Genomic DNA, 23,218 nt, shown 5'->3' with positions numbered 1-23,218 from the left:
CCCGCCGACGGCACACCCGGGCGGGCGGTGCCGTTCGTTCCGGCACCGGCGGACCCGCACGGCCCGTCCACGGCCCCGCCGCCCCGATCCGGTGCACGGCGGGAGAGTGCCCCCAGGTCGTCCGGATGCGCATGCGGGGCGATACGGCGCATTCTTGCTGTGTTACCCGACCCGACGGCCCGTGACGAGGGCAGACCGATGCAAGGGAGCGCCGAGAGCGCGGACAGCGCGCCCGGGACGGCCACCGCCGTGCTGACCGGCGCCGTGGCAGACGCGATCCACGCCGCCGGCGGCCTGGTGGGCGGGATGTACCTGCGCTCGAGCACGCCAGAGGTGCTGCGTCTGGCCGTGCTCGCCGGGCTGCCCGCGAGCCTGTTCCGGCCGTGGTCACGGCTGCATCTGGACCGGCCGTTCCCCGTCGCGGACGCGTTCCGGCTCGGGGTCCCGGTGGTGCTCAACGACGCCACGGAGACGATGCGGCGCTACCCCCAGCTGGCGGCCGGGCTGCCGTTCCGCTTCGGCTCGGTGTACGTGCCCGTGGTGGGCGCCACGACGACGTACGGCGTCCTCATGGTGCTGCGCCCCTCGGGGCCGGACGCCATCGAGGCACTGCCCGATATGGACCGGATGATGGCGACCGCGGAACGCCTCGCCGAGGCCCTCGGTGCCGTGGAGAAGGCCGGGGACCCGGTGGTCTGGGACGGCCCGCCGCTGTGTGTGCGCCCCCCGGCCGCCGCCCGGCTCCGCAGCCGTATCGGGCACTTCGTCTGGGACCCGGCCGAGGCGACGGTGACCGGGGACGACACCTTCCAGGAACTGTCGGGCGGCGCCGTGCAGGACCTCGCCGGGTCGCCCGAGGCGCTCGCCGAGGCAGTCTCGCCGGACGACGCGCGCCTGGTGCTGTCGGCACTGCGAGAGACCGCGGGGGGCTGCCCGCCGAGCCGCCCGCTGCGGGTGCGGGCCAAGGACGGCGGACAGCGTCTGCTGGAGTTCTGGGCGGAGAACCCGGCGCTTGGAGGCCCGCACCGGGTCGGGGGTCTCGTGGTCGATCCGGGAACCGGCCCCGCCGCACAGGGAGCCACGGACCTGCTGCCCGACGGCGTGTTCGCCTTCGACCGGATGGGCCTGATCACCTACGTCAACCCGCGCGCCGGCGACCTGCTCGGCAGCTCGCCGCAGGACCTGGTGGGCCGGCACCTCTGGTACGCGCTGCCCTGGCTGGACCGGCCCGCGTACGAGGACCATCTGCGGGCGGCGCTGCTGGCTCCGGAGCCGGTGCACTTCCAGGTCCGCCGTCCCGTGGAGGGCGCCGACGGGGAGGGGGACGGCGACTGGCTCACCCTTTCGGTCTATCCGGGCACGGATGTCCTGACCTGTCGGGTGATGCCGTTCGGGCACACCGCCGACACGGCTTCGCTGAGCGAGGCGTCGAACAGAACGGCGGACCAGCTGAGCCCCTGGGACGCGGCGGCGCCGGTGTACCGCCCCGTCATCCTCGCGATCGCGCTGTCCGAGGCCGTGACCGCGCGCCAGGTGTCCGAAGTGGTGATGCGCGAGCTGCTGCCCGCGTTCGGCGGCCACCGGCTGGCCATCCATCTGCTGCAGGAGCGGCATCTGTACCTGGCCTGGGAGACGGGCTTCCCGGCCGGGTACCTCGCGCAGTTCGACGGAGCAGGGCTCGACGCCAGGCTGCCGGGGGTGGACACCCTCACCACGGGCCGCCCCCTGTTCTTCGAGTCGATGCAGCAGTTCGCGGCCGCGTACCCGGCCCTCCCGCTGGACACCACCGAGGGCTCCCGGGCCTTCCTGCCGCTGATCGCCTCCGGACGGCCGGTGGGCTCCTGCACCCTCGGCTTCGAGAGCCCCCGCGTCTTCAGCGACGAGGAGCGCACGGTGCTCACCGCGCTGGCCGGGCTGATCGCGCAGGCGCTGGAACGCGCACGGCGCTACGACTCCGAGGCCGCCCTCGCGCGCGGACTGCAGGAGGCCCTGCTGCCGCACCGGCTGTCCACCCACCCCCAGGTGGAGACGGCGGGTACCTATCTGCCCGGCACCCAGGGCATGGACGTGGGCGGCGACTGGTACGACGTCATCGAGGCCGGCGACGGGCTGGCCCTGGTCATCGGCGACGTCCAGGGGCACGGGGTGCAGGCCGCGGCCACCATGGGGCAACTGCGGAGCGCCGTCCGGGCGTTCGCCTTCGGCGACCACGCCCCGCACCAGGTGATGAGCGGCACCAACCGGCTGCTGATCGACCTCGATCCGGGCCAGTTCGCCAGCTGCTGCTATGTCCGGCTGGACCCGGTCACGGGGCACGCCCGGGCCGCGCGGGCCGGGCATCCGCAGCCGCTGCTGCGCCATCCGGACGGTCGCACCGACGTCCTCGACCTGCCCGGCGGACTGGTGCTCGGAGTGGACCCCAAGGCCAGCTACCCGGTGACCCATCTGCGGCTGGAACCCGGTGCCGTGCTCGCGCTGTACACCGACGGCCTGGTGGAGCGGCCGGGAGCCGACATCGACGAGGGGGTCGAAGCGCTGCGCGCCGAGTTGTCTCGCGCGAAGTACGACACCCACCGCCGGGGCGGCCTGTCGCTGACGGGGATCGCGGACCGGCTCACCGAACGGGCCCGGCACACGGCGGACCGTCCCGACGACATCGCGATCCTCCTCGCGACCCGCCTCCACGGCACGGAGGGCATCGACGACGTCCTCGGTGAGGCGTAGCGCGAACGCCGCCGTGCGCGGCGCGAGTTCCGGCCGGTGGTGCGGGCGCCGCCGACGTACATCGCGCCATCCGCATGAACATTCCCGGGTGCGAGCCGCCCCGAGGTGATCCCGGGCGCGGGGCGCCGGACGGCGTTGCGATGATGTTGTCCGCAGGCCCGGCCGTACCGCCTGCGGCCTGGCATCGAGAGGCAGGAGAACCCCTTATGACCGCCGTTCGTGGAACGTCCGTGGACATCCCCACCCCGGACGGTACGGCCGATGCCTATCTGGCCTACCCGGACGACCACAGCCCCCACCCCGCGGTCCTGCTCTACATGGACGCCTTCGGACTGCGCCCCGGTCTGAAGGCGATGGCCGACCGCCTGGCCGGGAACGGTTACACCGTCCTCGTCCCCAATCTCTACTACCGGCACGGGCGCGCTCCCGTCGTGGAGCTGCCCGAGTTCATCGACACGTCCGAGCGCCCGGAGCTCTTCCAGCAGCTCATGCCGCTCATCCAGGAGCTGACGCCCGACGTCGCCGACCGCGATGCCGACGCTTATCTGCGCTGGCTGGCCGACTGCCCGCAGGCCGCCGACGGGCCCGTCGGGGTCACCGGCTACTGCATGGGCGCCCGGCTTTCCCTGCGTGCCGCCGGCACCTACCCGGAGCGCATCGCCGCCGTGGCCGGCTTCCACGGCGGACGGCTGGCCACCGACTCCCCCGACAGCCCGCACCTGGTGGCCCACCGCATCACCGCGGAGGCCTACTTCGGCCACGCGGACCACGACTCCTCACTGCCGCCGGAGCAGATCGAGCGGCTGGAGAAGGCACTCACGGAGGCGGGAGTGCGCCACCGGTGCGAGGTCTATCCCGACGCCCCGCACGGCTTCACCCAGGCCGACACCTCGCACTACGACGCCGAGGCGGCGGAGCGCCACTGGACGGAGCTGCTGGCCCTCCTGGACCGCGCCCTGTAGGAACGGTCCGCGCGACGGGGTGAGGTGACCGCCCGGGCAGGTCTTCGAGCCGTGCCGGGGCGGGCGCCCGCGGTCCGAAGCCCGGTGCGCCCGGCCGGATCAGGCGGGGGGTACGACCGCCACGGGGCAGGGCGCGTGGTGCAGCAGCGCGTGCGCCACCGAGCCGATGCGCGCTCCGACGGGCAGGCTCGCGTGCCGTCCCACCACCACGAGCTGAGCGCCGGCGGCCGCCTCCAGCAGGACCTGGCCCGCGCTGCCCATCTCCACTTGCTCGGTCACCGGTACGTCCGGGAAACGTTCCCGCCAGGGCCGTAGCGCCTCGTCCAGCGCCTTGCGCTCGTACGGTTCCAGACCGCCGGCCTCGTCGAGGAGCTTCAGCGAGGCCGGGCTGTAGGCGAACACGGGCGGCAGGCTCCAGGCCCGTACGACGCGCACGGCCGCTCCGCGGGCCGCGGCGGTCGCGAAGGCGAACCCGAGGGCGGCCGCGCCGTCCTCGGGATCCCCGTGCTGGCCGACGACGATCTGCCGGCCCGCCGCCTCGGCCGTGGCCCGGTCGTCCGAGCGCACGAGCACCACCGGCGCGGCGGACTCGGCGATCACCTGCCGGCCCACCGAGCCCAGCAGGAAGCCCACGAGGGCGCCGTGCCCGCGCGAGCCCAGCACCAGCAGTTCGGCTGCGGCCGCCTCCGCCGTCAGCGTGTCCACGGACCCGCCCTCCACGGCCTCAGCCGTCACGGTCAGCCCCGGGTGTCGTTCGGCGATCGTCGCCCGGGTCTCCTGCGCGAGCTGCCCCGCCCACGCGGCCTGGGCGTCCCGGTCGGCGGTGGGGGCGAGGTCGTACGACTGCCACTGCCAGGCGTGCACGATCCGCAGCGGGAGGTCGCGGCGTACCGCCTCGCGGCCCGCCCAGGCCGCCGCGGCGACGCTCTCCGGTGATCCGTCCACTCCCACGGTGACGGGGCGGGTCATACGGCTGCCTCCTCGTTCGCGCTCCGGTGATCACACGCTACCGGTTTCGATGCTCGCCGGGTTCCGAGGCGAAACCGGTCGATCGAACATACGATGGGCGAGACGCGAAGAGTTCGGGGCGGGAGACTCTATGACACAGGCTGCCGGTGCAGCTGCACGGACCGTCATCCTGACCGTGGACGACGATCCCGGGGTGTCGCGCGCCGTGGCCCGTGATCTTCGGCGCCGGTACGGCGAGTCGTACCGCATCGTGCGGGCCGAGTCCGGCCAGAGCGCGCTGGACGCACTGCGGGAACTGAAGCTGCGCGGCGATCTGGTGGCCGTGATCATGGCCGACTACCGGATGCCGGAGATGAACGGCATCGAGTTCCTGGAACTGGCCCTGGACGTCTACCCGGGTGCCCGGCGGGTGCTGCTGACCGCCTACGCGGACACGAACGCGGCCATCGACGCGATCAACGTGATCGACCTCGACCACTATCTCCTCAAGCCGTGGGACCCGCCGGAGGAGAAGCTCTACCCGGTCCTGGACGATCTGCTGGAGGCGTGGCGGACCTCGGACTACCGGCCGGTGCCCACCACCAAGGTGGTCGGGCACCGCTGGTCGGCACGGTCCGCGCAGGTCCGCGACTTCCTCGCCCGCAACCAGGTGCCCTACCGCTGGTACTCGGTCGACACCCCGGAGGGCAGGCGGCTGCTGGCGGCGGCCGGGGAGGACGGGGAGCGGCTGCCGCTCGTCGTCACCCCTGACGCCACCCCGCTGGTCGAGCCGGAGGACGCGGAGCTCGCGGAGCACGTCGGGCTGGCGACGAACCCGACCGCCGAGTTCTACGACCTCGTGGTGATCGGCGGCGGGCCCGCCGGGCTCGGGGCCGCGCTGTACGGGGCGTCGGAGGGGCTGCGGACGCTCCTCGTGGAGCGGTCCGCCACCGGCGGACAGGCCGGGCAGAGCTCCCGGATCGAGAACTATCTCGGCTTTCCCGACGGGGTGTCGGGCGCCCAGCTGACCGACCGGGCGCGACGGCAGGCCAAGAAGTTCGGCGCGGAGATCCTCACCGCGCGGGAGGTGTCCGCCCTGGAGGTCAACGGGGCCGCGCGGATCGTGCGGTTCTCGGACGGGCCCGCCATCTCCGCGCACAGTGTGATCCTGGCGACCGGTGTGTCCTACCGGCAGCTTGCGGCCCCGGGCCTGCGGGATCTGACGGGGCGCGGGGTCTTCTACGGCGCGGCGCTCACGGAGGCCCCGGCCTGCACGGGCCAGAACGTGTACATCGTCGGCGGTGCCAACTCCGCGGGCCAGGCGGCGATGTTCCTGTCCCGCAACTGCAAGTCGGTCACCCTGCTCGTACGCGGAAAGTCCCTGTCGGCGTCGATGTCGCACTATCTGGTCCAGCAGATCGCCGAGACGCCGAACATCGTCGTGCGCACCAACACCGTGGTGGACGCGGCGCACGGCACCCAGCACCTGGAGCAGCTGACGCTGCGGGACGTGTCGACGGGAGAGACCGAACTCGTCGACACACCATGGCTGTTCGTGTTCATCGGGGCGGCTCCGCTGACGGAGTGGCTGGAGGGGACCGTGCTGCGCGACGACCACGGCTTCATCCTGACCGGCCCCGACATGACGTGCGACGGGCAGCCGCCGCCGGACTGGGAGCTGGACCGGCCCCCGTACCACCTGGAGACCAACGTCCCCGGTGTGTTCGTGGCAGGTGACGCACGCGCCGAGTCCGCCAAGCGGGTCGCCTCCGCGGTGGGCGAGGGCGCGATGGCCGTGATGCTCGTCCACCGGTATCTGGAGCAGTCATGAACCCACAGCCCGGGGAGCGGACATGAGCAGCCGGCCGATGTTGTGCGACAAGGCGGAGCTGAAATCACTCTTCCTGTTCGAGAAGCTGAGCGACGAGCAGTTGGCGCGGCTGTGCCGGGAAGGGCGCGTGGAGGAGTTCGAGCCCGGCCCGGTGTACACCGAGGGCGACCCCGCCACCTGCTTCTTCGTGCTCCTCGAAGGCACGCTGGTGCTCTCGCGGCGGGTCGGCGACGACGATGTGGAGACCAACCGGACCTCGCAGCGCGGCGTGTACTCGGGCGCCTTCCAGGCGTATCTGGGCGACCGGGCGCGGGCGGCCCAGTACAACGCCTCGATGCGGGTCACCGAACCCTCGCGGTTCTTCATCCTGCCCGCCGAGACGTTCGCCTCCGTGATGCGGGACTGGTTCCCGATGGCCGTGCATCTGCTGGAGGGGCTGTTCTTCGGCATCAAGAACATCCAGCAGGTCGTCAACCAGCGGGAACGGCTGCTGGCGCTGGGCTCCCTGTCCGCGGGTCTCACCCATGAGCTCAACAACCCGGCGGCCGCGGCCGTGAGTGCCACGTCGGCGCTGCGCGAGCGGGTGGCCGGGATGCGGCACAAACTCGGGGTGATCGCGGCCGGGCGGTACGAGCCGGACGCGCTGCTGACGCTGGTGGACATCCAGGAGCGGACGGCGGAGCAGGTCGCGAAGGCCGTCCCGCTCAGTCCTCTTGAGGCATCCGACCGCGAGGACGCCATCGGCGACTGGCTGGACGGCCACGGCATCCAGGGCGGCTGGCAGCTCGCGCCGACCTTTGTGCAGGCCGGCCTCGACACGGACTGGCTGGACCAGGTCGAGGCGGCCGTGGACGAGGGAACCCTGGAGGGCGCGATCCGCTGGCTCAACTACACGGTCGAGACCGAGCTGCTGATGAACGAGATCGAGGACTCCACGACCCGGGTCTCCACCCTGGTGAACGCGGCGCGGCAGTACTCGCAGCTCGACCGGGCCCCGTACCAGGTCGTCGATGTGCACGAACTCCTCGACAGCACCCTGATGATGCTCTCCGCCAAGCTCGGCCCCCGGATCACCGTGGTCAAGGACTACGACCGCACCCTGCCGAACATCCCCGCCTACCCCGGCGAGCTGAACCAGGTGTGGACCAACCTCGTCGACAACGCGGTGTCGGCCATGAACGAGGTCGACGGGGACGGGACGCTGACCGTGCGAACGGCGCTCGACCGGGATCGGCTGCTGGTCGAGTTCCGTGACACGGGTCCCGGCGTGCCGCCGGACATCCGCGGCCGTATCTTCGACCCGTTCTTCACCACGAAGCCGGTCGGCCAGGGCACCGGACTCGGCCTGGACATCTCCTGGCGCATCGTCGTCAACAAGCACCACGGCAGCATGGACGTCCGATCGGAGCCGGGGGACACCCGGTTCCAGGTGTGGCTGCCGCTCACCGCCGCGGCCTCCGACGTCCCGCAGCAGAACTCCGGCACGCAGCCCGGTTCCGAGACACCAGTGGAGGCATCATGACGACAGCCAGCGGGATCGATCCCAGCGTCCCGCCCGGCGGCACGGGCTGCGCGGAGTGCGACGCGGCGGGTGGGTGGTGGGTCCATCTGCGGCGCTGCGCGCAGTGCGGGCACATCGGCTGCTGCGACGACTCCCCCGCCAAGCACGCGACGGCCCATTACCACGCCACCGGGCACCCGGTGATCCGCAGCTTCGAGCCGGAGGAGGACTGGTTCTGGGACTACACCACCTCCGAGTTGTACGAATCGGGGCCCGAGCTGGCTCCCCCGGTCTCCCATCCGCTCGACCAGCCGGTACCGGGGCCGGCGGGCCGTGTCCCGGCGAACTGGGCGGACACGCTCCGCTAGTGCCGTGAACGGAAAGGTTCACCGGCTCGCGACGCCCGGCACGGGACCGGGCGCGAGTCTGACGGCCCGTCGGCAGCCCCTGATCCCCGGCTGCGGCGAGCCGGGGCGAGTCGAGGTGCCCGACTGATGGCCGAAACCACGGAATGTGTCGGATGCGGCGGCGCGGTTGCGCCCGACGGCGTCTGCTGGCACTGCGGCTTGGCGCAGCCGGCCTTCCGTGCGCATGTGGAGATCACCGTGGGCGCCGACGCGGCCGGGGTCAGCGACCGGGGCCACCGGCGGGAGGTCAACGCGGACGCCCTGGCGCTGGCCGCCACCGGACTCTGGACGGTCGGGGTGGTCTGTGACGGGGTGTCCCTGTCACCGCGGCCCGAGCGTGCGGCCCGGGTCGCCGTCAAGGCCGCGGCGGCTGCCCTGATCGCCCGGCTGCGGGAGGGACAGCTCCCGGAGGTGGCGCTGGCCGAGGCGGCCGGGCGCGCGGGCCGGGCGGTGAGCGCTCTGGCGGCCGTGCGGGACGGCGCGCCCGCCTGTACGTTCGTCGCGGGCGTCGCCGGTCCGGAGGGGATCTGGAGCGCCTGGATCGGTGACAGCCGGGCCTACTGGCTGCCCGGCGAGGGGCCGGGCCTGCTCATGTCCGAGGACGACACGGGCGACCACGACGCTCTCACCGCCTGGCTGGGCGCCGACGCCGGGCCGGTGACCGCACGGGTGCGGGCTCACCGGCCCCGGGTACCCGGCCGACTGCTGCTGTGCACGGACGGTCTGTGGCGGCATCTGCCGGACGCCGCCGGGCTGCTGAGGTTGCTCGGGCGGCAGGGGCGGAACGTACTGGCCGATGCGCGGGCACTGGTGAGCCGCGCCCTGGACGCGGGCGGCGAGGACAATGTCACCGCCGCGGTCATCCGCGTGGTGCCGGCTCCTCTCGGGACCTGAGGGGTGCCCGGTTGCGGCGCAGCGGGCCGCCGTGCAGGGGTGCGGTGTGCCAGCGGGCGGTGAAGGTGCCGGCGCCCGGGGTGTCCGCGTCGAGGGTGCCGGTCACGGTGAGCCGGTGCGGTGTCTGCAGGAACACGACGTCGAACCGCAGGGTGTCCGGGTCCGTCCAGCCGCCGCTCACCGCCGTGGGGACACGCCCCTCGTCGAGGGCCCAGCCGGAGTCGGGGACCCGCAGCACGAGGCGGTCGTCGCCCTCCACCAGGGTCACCGTCCAGCCGCCGTCCGGGCCGGAGATCTCGGCCGCGGTCAGGCCGGGCTGGTCGGCGCAGCGGCCGCCCTCGGGCGTGAGCCGGGCCCCCGACCAGAGCCCGGAGGCCGTCCCGGGCGCGGGATGGGCGGCGACCGGGGGCAGGGCGAGCCCGTCGAGACGGTGCTGGAGCGCCTTGTCCTCGTCGGCGCGGTCCGGGAGCGGGTCGGGGCCGAACGCGGGCAGCAGATGGCGCCACACCGCGTCGAGCAGCTGCTGCATCTGCCCGGTGGCCGCGGTCGTGGCGATCACGGCGTCGTGCTGGGGCAGGACGATGCAGAACTGGCCGTAGGCCCCGTCGCCGCGGTATCCGTGCTGCGACATCCAGAACTGGAAGCCGTATCCGTGCTGCCAGTCGGAGCCGATGCCCTCGAGCGTGCCGTCGGCGGTGGGGATGTGCGGGCGCGTCGCCTCGGCGACCCAGGACGACGGCAGCAGGCGCTTGCCCTCCCAGACACCGTCCTGGAGGTACAGCAGGCCCAGGCGGGCGATGGCGTCCGTGGTGGCGTGCAGTCCGCTGAAGCCGAGGTCGCGGCCGCGCGGATGCTGGATCCAGGCGACCTCGCCGATGCCGAGCGGATCCAGGATCCGGGGGCGCAGATACTCGGTGAGGGACTGGCCGGAGCAGCGCTGCACGATCGCGGCCAGGGTGTAGGTCGCGGGCTGGTTGTAGGCGAAGACGGTGCCGGGGTCCCGGTCCGGCGGGATCAGCAGAAAGCCGCGCACGGGTTCGGCCCGGTCGGTGCCGAACGCCTGGTCGTTGGTCTCGGCGAGGTGCCCGCTCGCCATGGACGCGACGTGCCGGACCAGCATGGCGCGGCTGCGCGGGTCGGTGATGTCCGCCTCGAACTCCGGGAAGTACGAGATGACGGGCGCGTCGAGGTCGAGGAGCCCCTCGGCGACGGCCACCCCGGCGGCCGTGGAGGTGAAGCTCTTGCTGAGCGAGTACAGCAGATGGAGGCGGTCGGCGGCGTACGGTGCCCACCAGCCGGAGGCCACCAGCCGGCCATGACGCAGGATCATGACGCTGTGCGGCTCGATGTCCGGGGCCGCCTCCACCGCGTCGAGGAACGCATGGATCCCGCGGGCGTCGACGCCCTGCTCGGCGGGCGTGCCGACGGGCAACGGACGGGTGCTCATCCGACGGGCCTCCTGGCGGTCGCGGGTGGTGGGCACGGCTGCGGTTCGATGTATCCGCCATCCTTGCTCTGTCCGCCATCCTTACCGTCCGGTCGGGACATGTCCATGATCCCGACGGAAAGTGGCCTCGGGGGGGCGGTTCCGCTGTCCCGTTTTCGTGTCCGCGGACCGGGAACCCGCGTCGTTATGGTGCATATCGGATACACGATGATGACTGAGCAGGCGGGCCCGCGTGCGCTCGTCGACCATGTGGTGCGCGCCGAGGAGGCCGGTTTCGACTTCTCCGTGATCTCCGACCACTACTTCCCGTGGCTGCGGGAACAGGGACACTCGCCGTACGCGTGGAGTGTGCTGGGCGCCGCCGCGCAGGCCACCTCGCGGATCCCGCTGATGACGTATGTGACCTGCCCCAGCGTGCGCTACCACCCGGCGGTGGTGGCCCAGAAGGCCGCCACCGTGCAACTGCTGTCACAGGGCAGGTTCCGGCTGGGTCTCGGTTCCGGTGAGAACCTCAACGAGCATGTGGTGGGCCGGGGCTGGCCCTCGATCGAGGTCCGGCACGAGATGCTGGAGGAGGCGATCGGAATCATCCGCGATCTGTTCGGCGGCGGCCATGTCAGCCGCCGCGGCAGGCACTTCGACGTCGACTCGGCCCGGCTGTGGGACCTGCCGGACCAGCCACCGCCGATCGGTGTCGCCGTCTCCGGCGAGCGGTCCTGCGCCCTGGCGGGCCGGCTCGCCGACCTCGTCATCGCCACCGAGCCGAAGCGGGAACTCCTCGCCTCCTTCGACCGGCACGGCGGCGAGGGCAAGCCCCGGGTGGGGCAGCTGCCCGTATGCTACGACCGCGACCGGGACGCCGCGGTACGGCGGGCGCACGAGCAGTTCCGCTGGTTCGGCGGCGGCTGGAAGGTCAACTCCGAGCTGCCGCACCCGGATTCCTTCGCGTCGGCCACGCAGTACGTCAGGCCCGAGGACGTGGCCTCCTCGATCCCGTGCGGCGACGACCCGGCGGACTTCGCCGAGGCCGTACGGCCCTACGCCGAGGCCGGGTTCACGGAGATCGCACTCGTACAGATCGGCGGCGACTCACAGCCCGAGTTCATCGAGTGGGCGGCCAGGGAACTGCTGCCCGCGCTGCGGGAGTCGCTGCGCTGAGCCGCACAACACGGGTGCACCGGGGCCCCGTTGACGGTACACCGCCATAATGGGCGGGTGATCAACTCTTCCCCCACCCCCTTCCCACCGTCCGAACAGCACGTCCCCGTCGTCATCGTCGGCGCCGGACCGGCCGGGCTGACCCTGGCCAACATCCTGCGGGACGCCTCCGTCGACTGCGTCGTCCTGGAGGCCGAGAGCCGGGAGTTCATCGAGCAGCGGCCCCGGGCGGGGTTCCTGGAGGAGTGGGCGGTGCGGGCCCTGGAGCGGCACGGGCTCGCCGGGGGGCTGCTGGAACGGGCACCCACGCACAGTTCCTGCGAGTTCCGCATCGACGGCGAACGGCACCGCTTCCCCTACACGGAGATCTCCGGCCATCACCACTTCGTCTATCCCCAGCCACTGCTGGTGACCGACCTGGTACGGGAGTACGCGGACGTCAGGGGCGGGGACATACGGTTCGGGGTGCGCGAGGTCGAGCTGCACGACATCGACACCGAGCGGCCGTCGGTGTCGTACACCGATCCCGGCTCGGGCACGCGCCGCCGGATCGCGTGCGCCTTCGTCGCCGGGTGCGACGGGGCGCGCGGGGTGACCCGGGCCGCGCTGCCCGCGGAGCGCTCCCACCTCGCCCGGCTGGACTACGGAGTGGGCTGGCTGGCGCTGCTCGCGCAGGCGCCGCCGTCGTCGGACTGTGTCGTCTTCGGGATCCATCCGCGTGGTTTCGCCGCCCATATGGCCCGCGGCCCGCAGGTCACCCGCTACTACCTGCAGTGCCCGCCCGGCGACGACCCGGAGAACTGGCCGGACGAACGCGTCTGGTCGGAGCTGCGCACACGGCTGGCCGTGACGGGGTCACCCCCGCTGACGGAGGGCCCGCTGATCGAGAAGCGGGTGCTCGACATGCACAACTACGTGATGCAGCCGATGGCGTACGGGAGGCTGCTCCTCGCGGGCGACGCCGCACACCTCGTCGCCCCGATCGCCGCGAAGGGCATGAACCTCGCCCTGCACGACGCGCTGCTGCTCGCCGACGCGCTGATCGCGTACCACCGCACGGGCGAGAGCGAGGCGCTGCGCGGCTACTCGGCGGCCTGTCTGCGCCGGGTGTGGGAGTACCAGGAGTTCTCGGAGTGGTTCTCCGAGCTGCTGCACGGTCCTTCGTCCGGCGATCCGTTCCGCGCGGGCAATGCGACGGCCCGGCTGCGGCGGCTGTTCCACTCCCCCGCCGCGGCGGCCGCCTTCGCCGAGTCGTACATCGGCGCACCCCCTACCCGTAACCCAAAGTAACCTACTGGCCAGTAGTCGAGGAAGCGTGTTTCCGCACGTGTGAGCGGATGTTCAAGCCGCGCACCCGGTCCGCGAGAAATCCGGCGCGAAGAAATCTCCTTTCTTTGAACACCCACCGTCACGTCCGCCGTACATCCGGGAAACCGGAGAGTCTGGTGCGCAGCAAGGGGTGACGATGGACCACGGGCAGGCCTCCACCGAGGAGCTGATTGCCGGTCGGTACCGGACGCTCGAAGTCGTCCAGCAGGAGGAGGGACGGACCGTCGGGCTCGGCTGGGACGTCGAGTTCGGGCGGCCGGTCACGCTGGTCGGGTCGCGGCTCGCCCCGCTGACGCCCGAGGCCGGCATACGCCGCACGGTCGCCCGGATCCTGCGCGACTCGGAGGCGATGCAACTGCTGTGCCCGGACGGGGCCGCCACCGTCCTCGACGTGATCGCGGACAACGGTGTCCTGTGGACCGTGACGGAGCGGATCGAGGGCACGCCCCTGGGCGAGATCCTGGCCCGAGGGCCCCTCAACCATGTGCGTGCCGCCCGGATCGGCATCGGCATCCTCGATGTGCTGGAGGCCGCCCACCGCAGGGGCATGACCCATGGCGACCTGAGCCCCGGCCAGGTGTTCGTGCGGGAGGACGGCGGGGTCGTGGTGACCGGGTTCGGGCTGATCGGCGCGTCCGTCACCCAGCGGGTCACCGCGCCCGCGTACGCCTCCCCCGAGCAGGCACGCGGGTCGAGCGCCGGTCCCGCGGCCGACCAGTGGGCGCTGGGCGCGCTCCTGTACGCGATGACGGAGGGCCGTCCGCCGGTCAAGGACCGGGGTGACGCCGAGGCCACCCTGCGCGCCGTGGACCGGCTGCCGCTGCGCACCCCGGTGAGGTCCGGCCCGCTGACGCCGGCCGTGACGGGACTGCTGCGCCGCAGCGCCCTGGAGCGGGTGCCGGAACCGGTGGTGCGTGCCTCCCTGGAGCGCATCCTGAACGGGGACCTGGCGGAGTCCGCCGAGCAGACGCCGGCGACCGGCCCCAACGCCGCCCTGCTGGTCGCGCACCGGGCGGGACGGGCCTGGAGCAGGCCGGCCGTACGCCGGTCGGTGCTCGCGGGGGCGGGACTGGTGGTCGTGGCCTCGTCCGTCGCCGTCCTGGCCACGGCGGGCCACCACGGCGGCGCCCCCACGGCCGGCGCGGAGTCGTCCCGTTCCGGCCCGCCCGCCGTCTCGGCGGCCCCGTCCGGCGACGGCGCCGGACGGACGCCCCCCACGGAGGCGAGCAGAACGGGGACCGCCTCCCCGTCCGCCTCCCCGTCCGCCTCCCCGTCGTCGAGTGCCCCCAGTGCTCCGCAGCCGGACCTCGAGCGCTTCGTCGCCGACGAGGGCTTCTCCGTCGACCTGCCACGGGGGTGGAAGCGCCTCAGCACGACCCGGGCCGCCCAGGACACCTACCGGGTGACCTTCGGCGCGAGCAAGGACCCGCGCACCCTGACGGTCACCGCCGGCGTGCACCTCGGCGACGACCCGGTCGCGGTCTGGCAGAACCTGGAGACGTCCCTGCGGAGCACGGACGAGGACTTCGCGCGCGTGGGCACCATCCGCGCCGTGACCTACCAGGGCTACCCGGGCGCCGACATGGTGTGGCTGTCCACGGTGGACGGCGTCCGGCTCCGTACCTACGGCCGTGGCTTCCTCACCGGTGGCGGCCGCGGTTTCTCGCTGCGCTGGACGACCCCCGCCGCCGACGCGAACAGCAAGGCCGACCAGCGGACCCTGGACGCGATCCTGCGCGGCTTCCGGACGACATCGGGGTGACGGCGGGGCCGCCGGCCCCGGGGCCGCGCACCCGCTCCCGTGCACCGGCGCGGCGGGTCACCGACGGTCCTCGGGGAGACGGCGGTCCGACGCCCGCAGGGCGAGCCAGTCGGCGACCGCCTCCGCGATCGCCTGCCCGGTCTCCAGTTCGATGAAGCCGAACTGGCCGCCCTGATTGCACTCGAGGAACCACCACAGCCCGTCCTCGTCCTCGGCGAAGTCGAAGGCCGCGTAGGCGAGTCCGGACAGCGCCAGATACTCGTGCACCGACTTCGCGACGCGCTCCGGCACCGCCGTGACCTCCCAGGAGTACCCGGTGTCGCCGTAGCGGCCGTCGATCTGGTCCGGCGCGGCCCTCTTGCGCGCACCGAACAGACGGGTGCCGACACAGGTCAGCCGGATGTCGGCCCGCTTGGGGACATAGCGCTGGAGCAGGACGGGGCCCGCCGCCACGGCGGAGAAGTCGGTGTCGGGCCCGATGAGCGTGGTGGGCAGCGCGAGTTCCGGGGCGTCCGGCGGCGGCCCCGAGGCGGACTTCACCACCACCTCGCGGTACTCCTCGGCGAACTGCGCGGCGACGCGCGGGGCGGTGGTGATGACGGTGGGCGGCACGGCGAAGCCGCTGAGATGGGCGATCCGCAGCTGCCACGGCTTGTAGCGGGCCTGCTCGGCGTTGCGGGGATGGTTCATCCAGCGGGTCGGGGCCGAGAAGAGCATGCCGTACAGGGCCTGCCGGGTCTCGGCGGTCAGCCAACGGGAGGCGTGTGCCGCGTGGGCGGCGGGCTCGCCGGGCCGGCGCACCCACACCGAGCGGAGCCCGCCCATGCTCAGCACATGCCCGTTGACCGAGAGATGGCCGTCGAAGTCGCCGTGGGCGTAGTCGGCGGCCAGCACCGCCTTGCCGGGGAGGTCGGCGGGATCCAGCCGCATCACGGGGACGCCCCGTTGCAGCAGCACGGCCACCGCCAGGTCCGCGGTCACGTCCTGCTCCGACGTGAGGATGAGAACCGTCATCCGGGTGCGGGCCGTCAGTCGTCGAAGTGCGTCTGGGAGCCGGCGGTGGACGTCGTCGTGCCGGCCGCGTGGAGCAGCGCCCGGTCGCTCACGGCGGGCCGGCCGTCGGGCAGCACGTTCAACTGCCGGGAGGCGTCGAAGCGGTACGGCGTCACCGTGACCGGAACCCCGCGGGGCACGGCGTAGTTGAGGGTGAACGGTCGCACGAAAAACCTCCACGGTCCAAAGTTGTCTCTTCTCAGCCCTTTACGTCCTCAACCCGTAAGGAATTCATCACTTTCCGCCACATCAGGGTGAAGGTCATCACATTGTCAGGACCTGGCCGTCGCCCTCCGGGGAACTCTCCGGCACGCCGGATGCGCACTGTCGGTGCGCTCGGCAACAATGCGGGGTAAAGATCATCTCGCCCCGGGGCGGGACGACCGCCCGCCCGCGCCCTCGAAAGGCTGACCGATCATGACGCGCCCTCGGCTCAGTGTCCGTGCTGCCGAAGTGCTGCGCCTGATCATGGACCAGCGCATACCGGTGTTCCTCACCGTGCATGCCAACGGCCGCCGCCGCTACGGGTGTTGGGAGGCCGACGGCCGTCATGCGGCACTGCCCACCGACGAGTGCGAGGCGCTGCTCGTGGCCGGTCGGATCGTGCTCGGGGACCCGTTGGTGGACCGGGCCAAGACCACCTACCGGGTACGGGCCGCGGCGCGGGGCACGACCCGCGCCGGCCGCTCGGCCCTGACGGCATGACACCCTGCCGGACCCGGTTCTACCAGCGGTCCTCCACCTGCTCCTTGACACGCCGGTCGTACAGGTCCTCGATCGCGTCGAGCGTCTCCTGCGACAGCGCGGGAAGCCTCGCGACCGCCGCGTTGGCGCGGGCCTGGTCCGCCGAACGGGCGCCCGGGATCACGGTCGTCACACCCGGCTGCTGGATGATCCAGGCGAGCGCCAGCTGGGCCGGGGTGAAGCCCTCCGGGGCCAGCGCGGCGAACTCCGCCGCCGCGTCCACGCCCGTCGCGTAGTCCACACCGGAGAAGGTCTCGCCCTGATCGAAGGCCTCGCCGTGCCGGTTGAACGAGCGGTGGTCGTTGGCGGCGAAGACCGTGTCCTTGGTGTACTTCCCGGACAGCAGGCCGGAGGCGAGCGGCACCCGGGCGATGACGCCCACGCCCGCCTCCCGCGCGGCCGGAAGGACCTCGCGCAGCGGCTTCATCCGGAACGGGTTCAGGATGATCTGCACGCTCGCCACATTCGGGCGGGCGATCGCGGTCAGCGCCTCGGCGCACGTCTCGACGCTCACACCGTACGCGGCGACACAGCCCTCCTCGACGAGCGTGTCGAGGGCGTCGTAGACCTCGTTGGAAGAGTAGACGGGTGTCGGCGGGCAGTGGAGCTGCACCAGGTCGATCTGGTCCACGCCGAGATTGCGGCGCGAACGGTCGTTCCAGGCGCGGAAGTTGTCCATGACGTAGTTCTGCGGGACCTGGTCGACGCGGCGCCCCATCTTGGTCGCCACCAGCACATGCAGGTCGGGCCTGCCGAGCAGGACGGCGGCGATGGTCTGCTCGCTGCGCCCGTCGCCGTAGACATCGGCGGTGTCGAAGAACGTCACGCCGGACTCGGCCGCCGCCTCCAGCACCTCGTGGGCGGTCTTGTCGTCGACATCGCCCCAGTCCGCGCCCAGTTGCCAGGTGCCGAGGCCGATGACCGACGCGTGCTGCCCCGACCTGCGGAATTCTCGTTCCTCCATGCGGCCAGTGTGTCACTCGGGCCCGCCCGTGCACGGGACGCCCCGTCCAGCGCGCCGCCGGGGCGCGCTCCCACCGGTGACGGGCACCGCCCGGAGCCGGCCGCCGGCCAGGGCACCAGTGCCTCGGCAGGTGATGGCCCGTGAGGGAGCGGCGTCATGGGGGTCCCCCTGCTCGAGCGAAGCCGAGAGCTCGGGGGAGCGCGCTCTGGGAGTACCCCCCTGCCCGAGGAGCTTGGGGAATGCCGGCCGGAAGGCCTCGTACTGGATGTACTCGGGCTTTCGGCCGGTGCGGCGAGAGCTCGTGCCGGGCGTCGCGGCGGGCGATCGTTGCCCACCGGAGCACTAGATTGGGGTCGCACCGACCGAGGAGACGCCCATGCCCGCCCGCCCCCGTCTGCTGTACGTGACCGACCTGGCGTATCCGGCGCGCGGGCGGCGCTACTGCGACGAGGACATCGACCTGTCCTCCCGGCTGCGCGCGGACTTCGACATCGCCCTGTGCCATCCGCTGGACGCCGCCGCGCTGATGGACGGCTTCGACGCCGTCGTCATACGCAACAGCGGACCGGTGCTGCACTACCGGGCGGCCTACGACGCCTTCCGCGCCCGCGCCGCCGCGCACGGCACCCGGGTGTACAACCCGCTGACCGGACGGGCCGACATGGCGGGCAAGGGGTACCTGCTCGATCTGACCGAAGCGGGCTTCCCGGTCATACCCACGGTGGCCCGCCCCGAGGACCTCGGCCTGCTGCCCGAGGCGGCCCGGTACGCAGTGAAGCCGAAGGCCGGGGCGGACTCCATCGGTCTGGACTTCGTGCCCCGTTCCCGGCTGGCGGAGCTGACCTGGGGCGACATCCTGGTCCAGCCGCGCATCGACTTCCGTTACGAGGTGTCCTTCTACTACGTCGACGACGCCTTCCAGTACGCGCTGCACGCCCCGGACCCCGAGCGGCGCTGGGTCCTCGAACCCTACGAGGCCACGGACGCCGATCTGGCCTTCGCCCGGCGCTTCATCGACTGGAACACACTGGACCGAGGGATCCAGCGCGTGGACGCCTGCCGCACCCGGGACGGGGATCTGCTGCTGGTCGAGCTGGAGGACCTCAACCCCTATCTCTCCCTCGACCTGGTGCCCGGCCGTACCCGGGACGCCTTCGTCGCCGCGCTGACGGCCTCGCTCCACCGCTGTCTGGAGCCGACGCCCCACGGGTGAGGCCCGGCCCGTCGCCCGGTCGGCTCGGGGCAGCCGTGGCCGCCTACGAGCCAGAGGGCGCGGACGGCCGCGCCCTCTGACGGTGTCGCCGGTGCGGCGGTGGGCTCAGGCCGGCCGGCGGCTCTCCAGCCGCAGCTCGACATCGATCTCCTGGTCGCCCGCCACCACGCCCAGCTGCTGGACGACGAAGGTCTCGTCCAGAGCCTGGCGCAGACGCTCCACCGCCCGGGGCTCACCCTGCAGTTCGGCCTTCACGGAACCGGACAGGGGCGGTGCCGACGTCCTCCCCGGGGACTCGCCGGGGGACGCCGAGGTGTCGAACGTGCCGGTCCACATCGTGGGCCGGGATCCGGAGGTCTCGTGCGGTGTGTCGGTGGCGCAGCGGTCGGAGCCGAAATGCCGGCACAGTTCGGCGAACAGGCTCCCGGCGTCCGTCGCCGAGCAGTCGCTGACCACCACCTCGACCTGTGGTACGTGCGCTACGGGCGAGTTCACGGCCGCTCCTCTCCTTCATGGCCGGCGCGTCCTTCGCGGGGCGACGCGGGTACCCCTCCCCCGGCTCCCCATGCACGACGGTACGGCCGTGGCGGCGGGTGCGCCTGTCGGGGAGCCGGCTGTGAAGTGAGCCGTAAGGTCCCTGGTCAGCGCCGTCCGTGAGCTATGTTGAAGGTCCGAGGGACATGAAGGAGGCGGTCCGGTGCCATCGCCGCAGCAGACACGCGCGCAGGCGTCTGCGATCACTGCGGGGAAGACGGCCCCTGAGGCGGGAGCCAGCTCGACGTCCCAGCTCAGAGAGCTGTTCGACGGTCCCCGCCTGTCTCCGGGGCACCGCCGGATCGCCCAGTATCTGATCGAGAACATCACCGAGGCGGCGTTCCTGTCGATCACGGACCTGGCCGAGCGGGTGGGCGTCAGCCAGCCCTCGGTGACGCGTTTCGCGGCGGCCGTCGGCTTCAGCGGTTACCCGGCGCTGCGGGAGAAGCTGCAGGCCATCGCCCTGAGCACGCTCGGCACCCCGAGCCCCCCGGCGGAATCGCGCAGCAACGAGCTGCAGGCGGCCGTGGACGCCGAGATCGAGAACCTGGAGAACCTGCGCCGCGACTTCGCCGACCCGGACCGGGTGATCCGCGTGGGGCGTGCGCTGTCGGAGTCGACGCCGCTGACGGTCATGGGCCTGAGGATCTCCGGTTCCCTCGCCGAGTACTTCGCCTACGGGGCCCGGCGGGTCCACCCCGATGTACGGCTGGTGACCCGTGGCGGCACGGTCGCCTACGACGCGCTGCTCCAGTCACGGGAGGCGGGCGGCACCTGGGTGCTGGCGTTCGGTATGCCCCGGCACGCTCAGGAGAGCCTGACCGCGCTGCGGGTGGCACGCAGTGCGGGGCTCAAGGTCGCCCTGATCACCGATCTGGCACTGGGGTTGCTGGCCGACGAGGCCGACGTCGTCTTCACCACCGGCACCGGCTCGCGCCTGGTCTTCGACTCCTACGCCGCCCCCGGCCTGATCGCCGCCGCGCTGCTGCAGGCCATGACCGACGCCGACCCGGAGCGGACACAGGCCCGGCTCGAGGAGTACGAGCAGATCGCCGACCAGCATCAGTTCTTCCTCAAGGACTGATCCGGTCCCTCCAACCTCAAGTCTTCCTCAAGGGCTCGCGGGGGCCGCATGCGCAAGACGGGATCAATCGCACCAAACCTCAGATGAATTTTTTCATGTCCTTGCGTAACCACCGGTATATATAAATACTGCTCGCGGATCGTGACCCGGGCTTCCCCTCCCGGCCACGCCGACCGGACCACCGGGGCCGTCCGCTCCTACCCACGGGCGCCGGGTGTCCGGCCGGGCCCTGCCTGCGCGGGCGTCCATGGCGGCGGCTCCGGCCCTCCCCTGGCCGGAGCCGCCCCCAAGCTGCCGTACATCCTGAGCCGACGTGACCCGGAAGCGAAGACCATGGCCTTGACGACGTACTCGCCGATCAGCTCGGACTGGCCGTGCCAGGTCAAAACACCAGGCAGCTACGACTGGGAGCGATCGGCCACCAGATGGCTGCGCGAACTCGTCCCCGCCCGCTACGGCAGCTACCCGGCCCTGATCCGCCATCCGGTCCTGCTCGCCCGGCATGCGCAGATCCAGGTGCACCACGAGGTCCGGGTCGCCCGGACCGCGCTGCAGACGGCGCGGGCGGAACTGCCCGCACTCGGTCTGCCCGAGTCGGTCATCGAGCACACGATCCGGCTCTACGCCGCCGAGCTGATGCAGCTCCAGCACATCGCGCGCAGCGTGCGCGCCGTCACCCAGGCCCTGGTGGACAGCAGCGCCGCGCGCGGCCACTGACCGCTCCCCGCAAGCCCGTTCCCCTCGCGACCGTCCGGGGCATTCGGCCCGGGACGGGCACTGTCCGCCGCGAAGCCGGGCATCCGTAGGAGAGGACGACTCCTACGGATGCCCGGAGCTGTGCATGGACTCCATGAGCTGGACCGTGATCGCCGTCATCGCGGTCCTCGCGGCCACCCTGCTCGGCGTGGCGATCGCGCTGCTGCTACGACTGGTCCGTACCCGCCGCGATCTGCGGCGTGCCGGACTGCCGACCGGGCCCCGCTGGGTGTTCTGGGGCGCGGTCCTCTATCTGGTGCTGCCGACCGATCTGCTCCCCGATCCCGTCTACCTCGACGACATCGCCGTACTGCTGCTGGCCCTGAGGTCGATGCGGGCCGCCATGCCGGTGCGGGAACTCCCGGGCGGCGACGGCGCGTTGCCCGACTGACCGGCGACGGCCCGCGCGACCGTGCCCTGCGCGGTCGCTCGGCGGCTCCCCCTCCTGCTCCTCACTCTCCCTGGCGACTTTCTCCGCGTGGGTGCAACCCACGTACCCCTGCGGCGCGTACAGATGATGCCGGCGCCCGTATCCGGGGCGCGGTCCGGGCCGGGAACCGGTACCGGGAGAAGGAGACTGGGAGAGAAGAGCTGATGGTCTCAGCAACGGTGGGCAAGGGCACGGCGCTCGGCGCCGTCCTGCTGTCCCTCCTGGCGGTCCCCGCGCTCGCCGCCACCACGACGGCCGCCCCCGGACACGCCCCCAGGACGGCCACGGCCGAGCCGCTGCCGGCGCCCGACATGGCCGCGCTGGACGATGTGCTGCGCACGGCGCTGGCGCAGGGCGCCCCGGGCGCGATGGCCCGCGTCGACGACAACGGCACTCAGTACACGGCGGCGGAGGGTGTCGCCGACCGGTCCACCGGGCGAGGCATCGGCGCGACGGACCGCTTCCGGATCGGCAGCGTCACCAAGAGCTTCTCCACGGTCGTCCTGCTGCAACTCGTCGGCGAGGGCAAGCTGGACCTGGACGCCTCGGTGAACACGTATCTGCCGGGGCTCCTGCCCGACGACCGGATCACGGTGCGGCATGTGCTCAGCCACCGCAGCGGTCTGTACGACTACACCAACGACATGTTCGCGCAGACCGTGCCGGGCTTCGAGGCGGTGCGCAACAAGGTCTTCTCCTACGAGGACCTGGTGAAGCTGTCGCTGGCGAAGCCGCGCACCAACGCGCCGGGCGCGGCGTACTCGTACTCGAACACCAACTTCGTCGTCGCCGGCATGCTCATCGAGAAGCTGACGGGGCACTCCGTGCGGACGGAGTACACCCACCGGATCATCGAGCCGCTGGGACTGCACGACACGTTCTACGTCCACCCGGACACCGCGATCCCGGGGCCGCACGCGAACGGCTACCTCACACCGGACGAGGCCGGCGCGGCCCTGGTGGACTCCGCCGAGCAGACCGTGTCCTGGGCGCAGAGCGCGGGCGCGATGATCTCCAGCACCCGCGATCTGGACACGTTCTTCTCGGCGCTGGTGCAGGGCACGCTGCTCCCCGCCGAGCAGTTGACGCAGATGGAGCAGTGGGAGCCGGTCACCAGCACCCAGGGCTACGGGCTGGGGCTGCGCCGCCGTGACCTGTCGTGCGGCATCTCGGTCGTGGGTCACACGGGCACCGTCCAGGGCTACTACACCTACGCGTTCACCTCGCAGGACGGCAGACGCACCGTCACGGCGCTGGCGAACACCTCCAACAACGGGTCGGTCCTCAACACCATGGCCCGTACGCTCGAAGCCGCCTTCTGCGGCGCACGGGCGACCACGGTCGTCACGCGGGGCGCGGCGCCGACCGAGCGGCACGAGGACATCGCACCGGCCATCACCCGCCACTGAGAGATGCGTGCGGCCGAGGTCCCGCCCCCGGCCGCACGGCGCATGCCGGCGCCCGTACCGGAACTCAG

21 protein-coding genes are annotated in these 23,218 nt (G+C 72.3%); 15 read left to right on the top strand and 6 right to left on the bottom strand.

Features of this window, described 5'->3' with window-relative positions:
- The first annotated feature begins 198 nt into the window (after positions 1-198).
- Both ACFY2Z_RS14385 and ACFY2Z_RS14380 read left to right on the top strand, forming a co-directional pair.
- Entirely contained in the window at positions 199-2,724 is a 2,526-nt protein-coding gene (locus tag ACFY2Z_RS14385; protein ID WP_390744483.1) for a SpoIIE family protein phosphatase, read from the top strand.
- Positions 2,725-2,930: 206 nt separating this feature from the next.
- Positions 2,931-3,686, top strand: a complete 756-nt coding sequence (locus tag ACFY2Z_RS14380; protein WP_390744482.1) for a dienelactone hydrolase family protein — start codon at positions 2,931-2,933, stop codon at positions 3,684-3,686.
- A gap of 99 nt (positions 3,687-3,785) precedes the next feature.
- Here ACFY2Z_RS14380 and ACFY2Z_RS14375 read toward each other — a convergent pair whose 3' ends face one another.
- On the bottom strand, positions 3,786-4,655 hold the full coding sequence (locus ACFY2Z_RS14375; RefSeq protein WP_390744481.1) for a universal stress protein: 870 nt from the start codon (positions 4,653-4,655) through the stop codon (positions 3,786-3,788).
- Positions 4,656-4,785: 130 nt separating this feature from the next.
- Between ACFY2Z_RS14375 and ACFY2Z_RS14370 the strand changes: the two genes are divergently transcribed.
- The 4 genes from ACFY2Z_RS14370 (at position 4,786) to ACFY2Z_RS14355 (ending at position 9,267) form a co-directional block, all read left to right on the top strand.
- Positions 4,786-6,465 (top strand): FAD-dependent oxidoreductase, encoded by a 1,680-nt coding sequence (locus tag ACFY2Z_RS14370; RefSeq protein WP_390744480.1) that lies wholly within the window; start codon positions 4,786-4,788, stop codon positions 6,463-6,465.
- A gap of 22 nt (positions 6,466-6,487) precedes the next feature.
- Positions 6,488-7,987 (top strand): ATP-binding protein, encoded by a 1,500-nt coding sequence (locus tag ACFY2Z_RS14365; RefSeq protein ID WP_390744479.1) that lies wholly within the window; start codon positions 6,488-6,490, stop codon positions 7,985-7,987.
- A complete protein-coding gene (locus ACFY2Z_RS14360; protein ID WP_390744478.1) occupies positions 7,984-8,334 on the top strand; it encodes a UBP-type zinc finger domain-containing protein in 351 nt (116 codons plus the stop codon). The genes ACFY2Z_RS14365 and ACFY2Z_RS14360 overlap by 4 nt, the downstream gene beginning before the upstream one ends.
- A gap of 225 nt (positions 8,335-8,559) precedes the next feature.
- Positions 8,560-9,267 carry a PP2C family protein-serine/threonine phosphatase gene (locus tag ACFY2Z_RS14355; protein ID WP_390744477.1) on the top strand — a complete coding sequence of 236 codons (708 nt, stop codon included), beginning with the start codon at positions 8,560-8,562 and terminating at the stop codon, positions 9,265-9,267.
- On the opposite strand, the gene ACFY2Z_RS14350 is transcribed toward ACFY2Z_RS14355, so the two are convergent.
- Positions 9,233-10,714: a serine hydrolase domain-containing protein gene (locus ACFY2Z_RS14350; protein ID WP_390744476.1), complete on the bottom strand. Its 1,482-nt coding sequence runs from the start codon at positions 10,712-10,714 to the stop codon at positions 9,233-9,235. The genes ACFY2Z_RS14355 and ACFY2Z_RS14350 overlap by 35 nt on opposite strands.
- A 186-nt stretch (positions 10,715-10,900) precedes the next feature.
- Here ACFY2Z_RS14350 and ACFY2Z_RS14345 point away from each other — a divergent pair, with 186 nt between their 5' ends.
- From ACFY2Z_RS14345 to ACFY2Z_RS14335, 3 genes are all read left to right on the top strand, one after another.
- Complete coding sequence (locus tag ACFY2Z_RS14345) at positions 10,901-11,872, top strand: LLM class F420-dependent oxidoreductase (RefSeq protein ID WP_390744475.1); 972 nt, start codon at positions 10,901-10,903, stop codon at positions 11,870-11,872.
- Positions 11,873-11,929: 57 nt separating this feature from the next.
- Complete coding sequence (locus ACFY2Z_RS14340) at positions 11,930-13,162, top strand: 4-hydroxybenzoate 3-monooxygenase (protein ID WP_390744474.1); 1,233 nt, start codon at positions 11,930-11,932, stop codon at positions 13,160-13,162.
- Positions 13,163-13,337: 175 nt separating this feature from the next.
- Positions 13,338-14,963, top strand: coding sequence for a serine/threonine protein kinase (locus ACFY2Z_RS14335; protein WP_390744473.1), 1,626 nt, complete (start codon positions 13,338-13,340; stop codon positions 14,961-14,963).
- Between the two features lie 57 nt (positions 14,964-15,020).
- Here ACFY2Z_RS14335 and tgmB read toward each other — a convergent pair whose 3' ends face one another.
- Both tgmB and tgmA read right to left on the bottom strand, forming a co-directional pair.
- Positions 15,021-15,977, bottom strand: a complete 957-nt coding sequence (tgmB, locus tag ACFY2Z_RS14330) for an ATP-grasp ribosomal peptide maturase (RefSeq protein WP_390744472.1) — start codon at positions 15,975-15,977, stop codon at positions 15,021-15,023.
- 14 nt (positions 15,978-15,991) lie between these two features.
- The gene (tgmA, locus tag ACFY2Z_RS14325; protein ID WP_388970603.1) at positions 15,992-16,183 is read right to left on the bottom strand and encodes a putative ATP-grasp-modified RiPP; all 192 of its coding nucleotides are present in this window, start codon (positions 16,181-16,183) and stop codon (positions 15,992-15,994) included.
- Positions 16,184-16,433: 250 nt separating this feature from the next.
- Here tgmA and ACFY2Z_RS14320 point away from each other — a divergent pair, with 250 nt between their 5' ends.
- Positions 16,434-16,721 carry a hypothetical protein gene (locus tag ACFY2Z_RS14320; protein WP_390744471.1) on the top strand — a complete coding sequence of 96 codons (288 nt, stop codon included), beginning with the start codon at positions 16,434-16,436 and terminating at the stop codon, positions 16,719-16,721.
- 19 nt (positions 16,722-16,740) lie between these two features.
- Here ACFY2Z_RS14320 and ACFY2Z_RS14315 read toward each other — a convergent pair whose 3' ends face one another.
- Complete coding sequence (locus tag ACFY2Z_RS14315) at positions 16,741-17,724, bottom strand: aldo/keto reductase (protein ID WP_390744470.1); 984 nt, start codon at positions 17,722-17,724, stop codon at positions 16,741-16,743.
- A 376-nt stretch (positions 17,725-18,100) separates the two neighbouring features.
- On the opposite strand from ACFY2Z_RS14315, the gene ACFY2Z_RS14310 reads away from it, so the two are divergent.
- A complete protein-coding gene (locus ACFY2Z_RS14310; RefSeq protein ID WP_390744469.1) occupies positions 18,101-18,937 on the top strand; it encodes a hypothetical protein in 837 nt (278 codons plus the stop codon).
- Between the two features lie 105 nt (positions 18,938-19,042).
- Here ACFY2Z_RS14310 and ACFY2Z_RS14305 read toward each other — a convergent pair whose 3' ends face one another.
- Positions 19,043-19,432: a hypothetical protein gene (locus ACFY2Z_RS14305; protein ID WP_390744468.1), complete on the bottom strand. Its 390-nt coding sequence runs from the start codon at positions 19,430-19,432 to the stop codon at positions 19,043-19,045.
- 202 nt (positions 19,433-19,634) lie between these two features.
- Here ACFY2Z_RS14305 and ACFY2Z_RS14300 point away from each other — a divergent pair, with 202 nt between their 5' ends.
- The 4 genes from ACFY2Z_RS14300 (at position 19,635) to ACFY2Z_RS14285 (ending at position 23,150) form a co-directional block, all read left to right on the top strand.
- Positions 19,635-20,555 carry a MurR/RpiR family transcriptional regulator gene (locus ACFY2Z_RS14300; protein ID WP_390744467.1) on the top strand — a complete coding sequence of 307 codons (921 nt, stop codon included), beginning with the start codon at positions 19,635-19,637 and terminating at the stop codon, positions 20,553-20,555.
- 333 nt (positions 20,556-20,888) lie between these two features.
- On the top strand, positions 20,889-21,272 hold the full coding sequence (locus ACFY2Z_RS14295) for a hypothetical protein (protein ID WP_390744466.1): 384 nt from the start codon (positions 20,889-20,891) through the stop codon (positions 21,270-21,272).
- 124 nt (positions 21,273-21,396) lie between these two features.
- Entirely contained in the window at positions 21,397-21,702 is a 306-nt protein-coding gene (locus tag ACFY2Z_RS14290) for a DUF1232 domain-containing protein (RefSeq protein ID WP_390744465.1), read from the top strand.
- A gap of 203 nt (positions 21,703-21,905) precedes the next feature.
- Positions 21,906-23,150 carry a serine hydrolase domain-containing protein gene (locus tag ACFY2Z_RS14285; protein ID WP_390744464.1) on the top strand — a complete coding sequence of 415 codons (1,245 nt, stop codon included), beginning with the start codon at positions 21,906-21,908 and terminating at the stop codon, positions 23,148-23,150.
- Positions 23,151-23,218 lie beyond the last annotated feature (68 nt).

It is taken from the genome of Streptomyces sp. NPDC001222, assembly GCF_042896945.1.
Taxonomy (GTDB): domain Bacteria; phylum Actinomycetota; class Actinomycetes; order Streptomycetales; family Streptomycetaceae; genus Streptomyces; species Streptomyces gibsoniae.
Note: the sequence above shows the minus strand (reverse complement) of the source record. Positions and strands in the feature narration are given on the sequence as shown.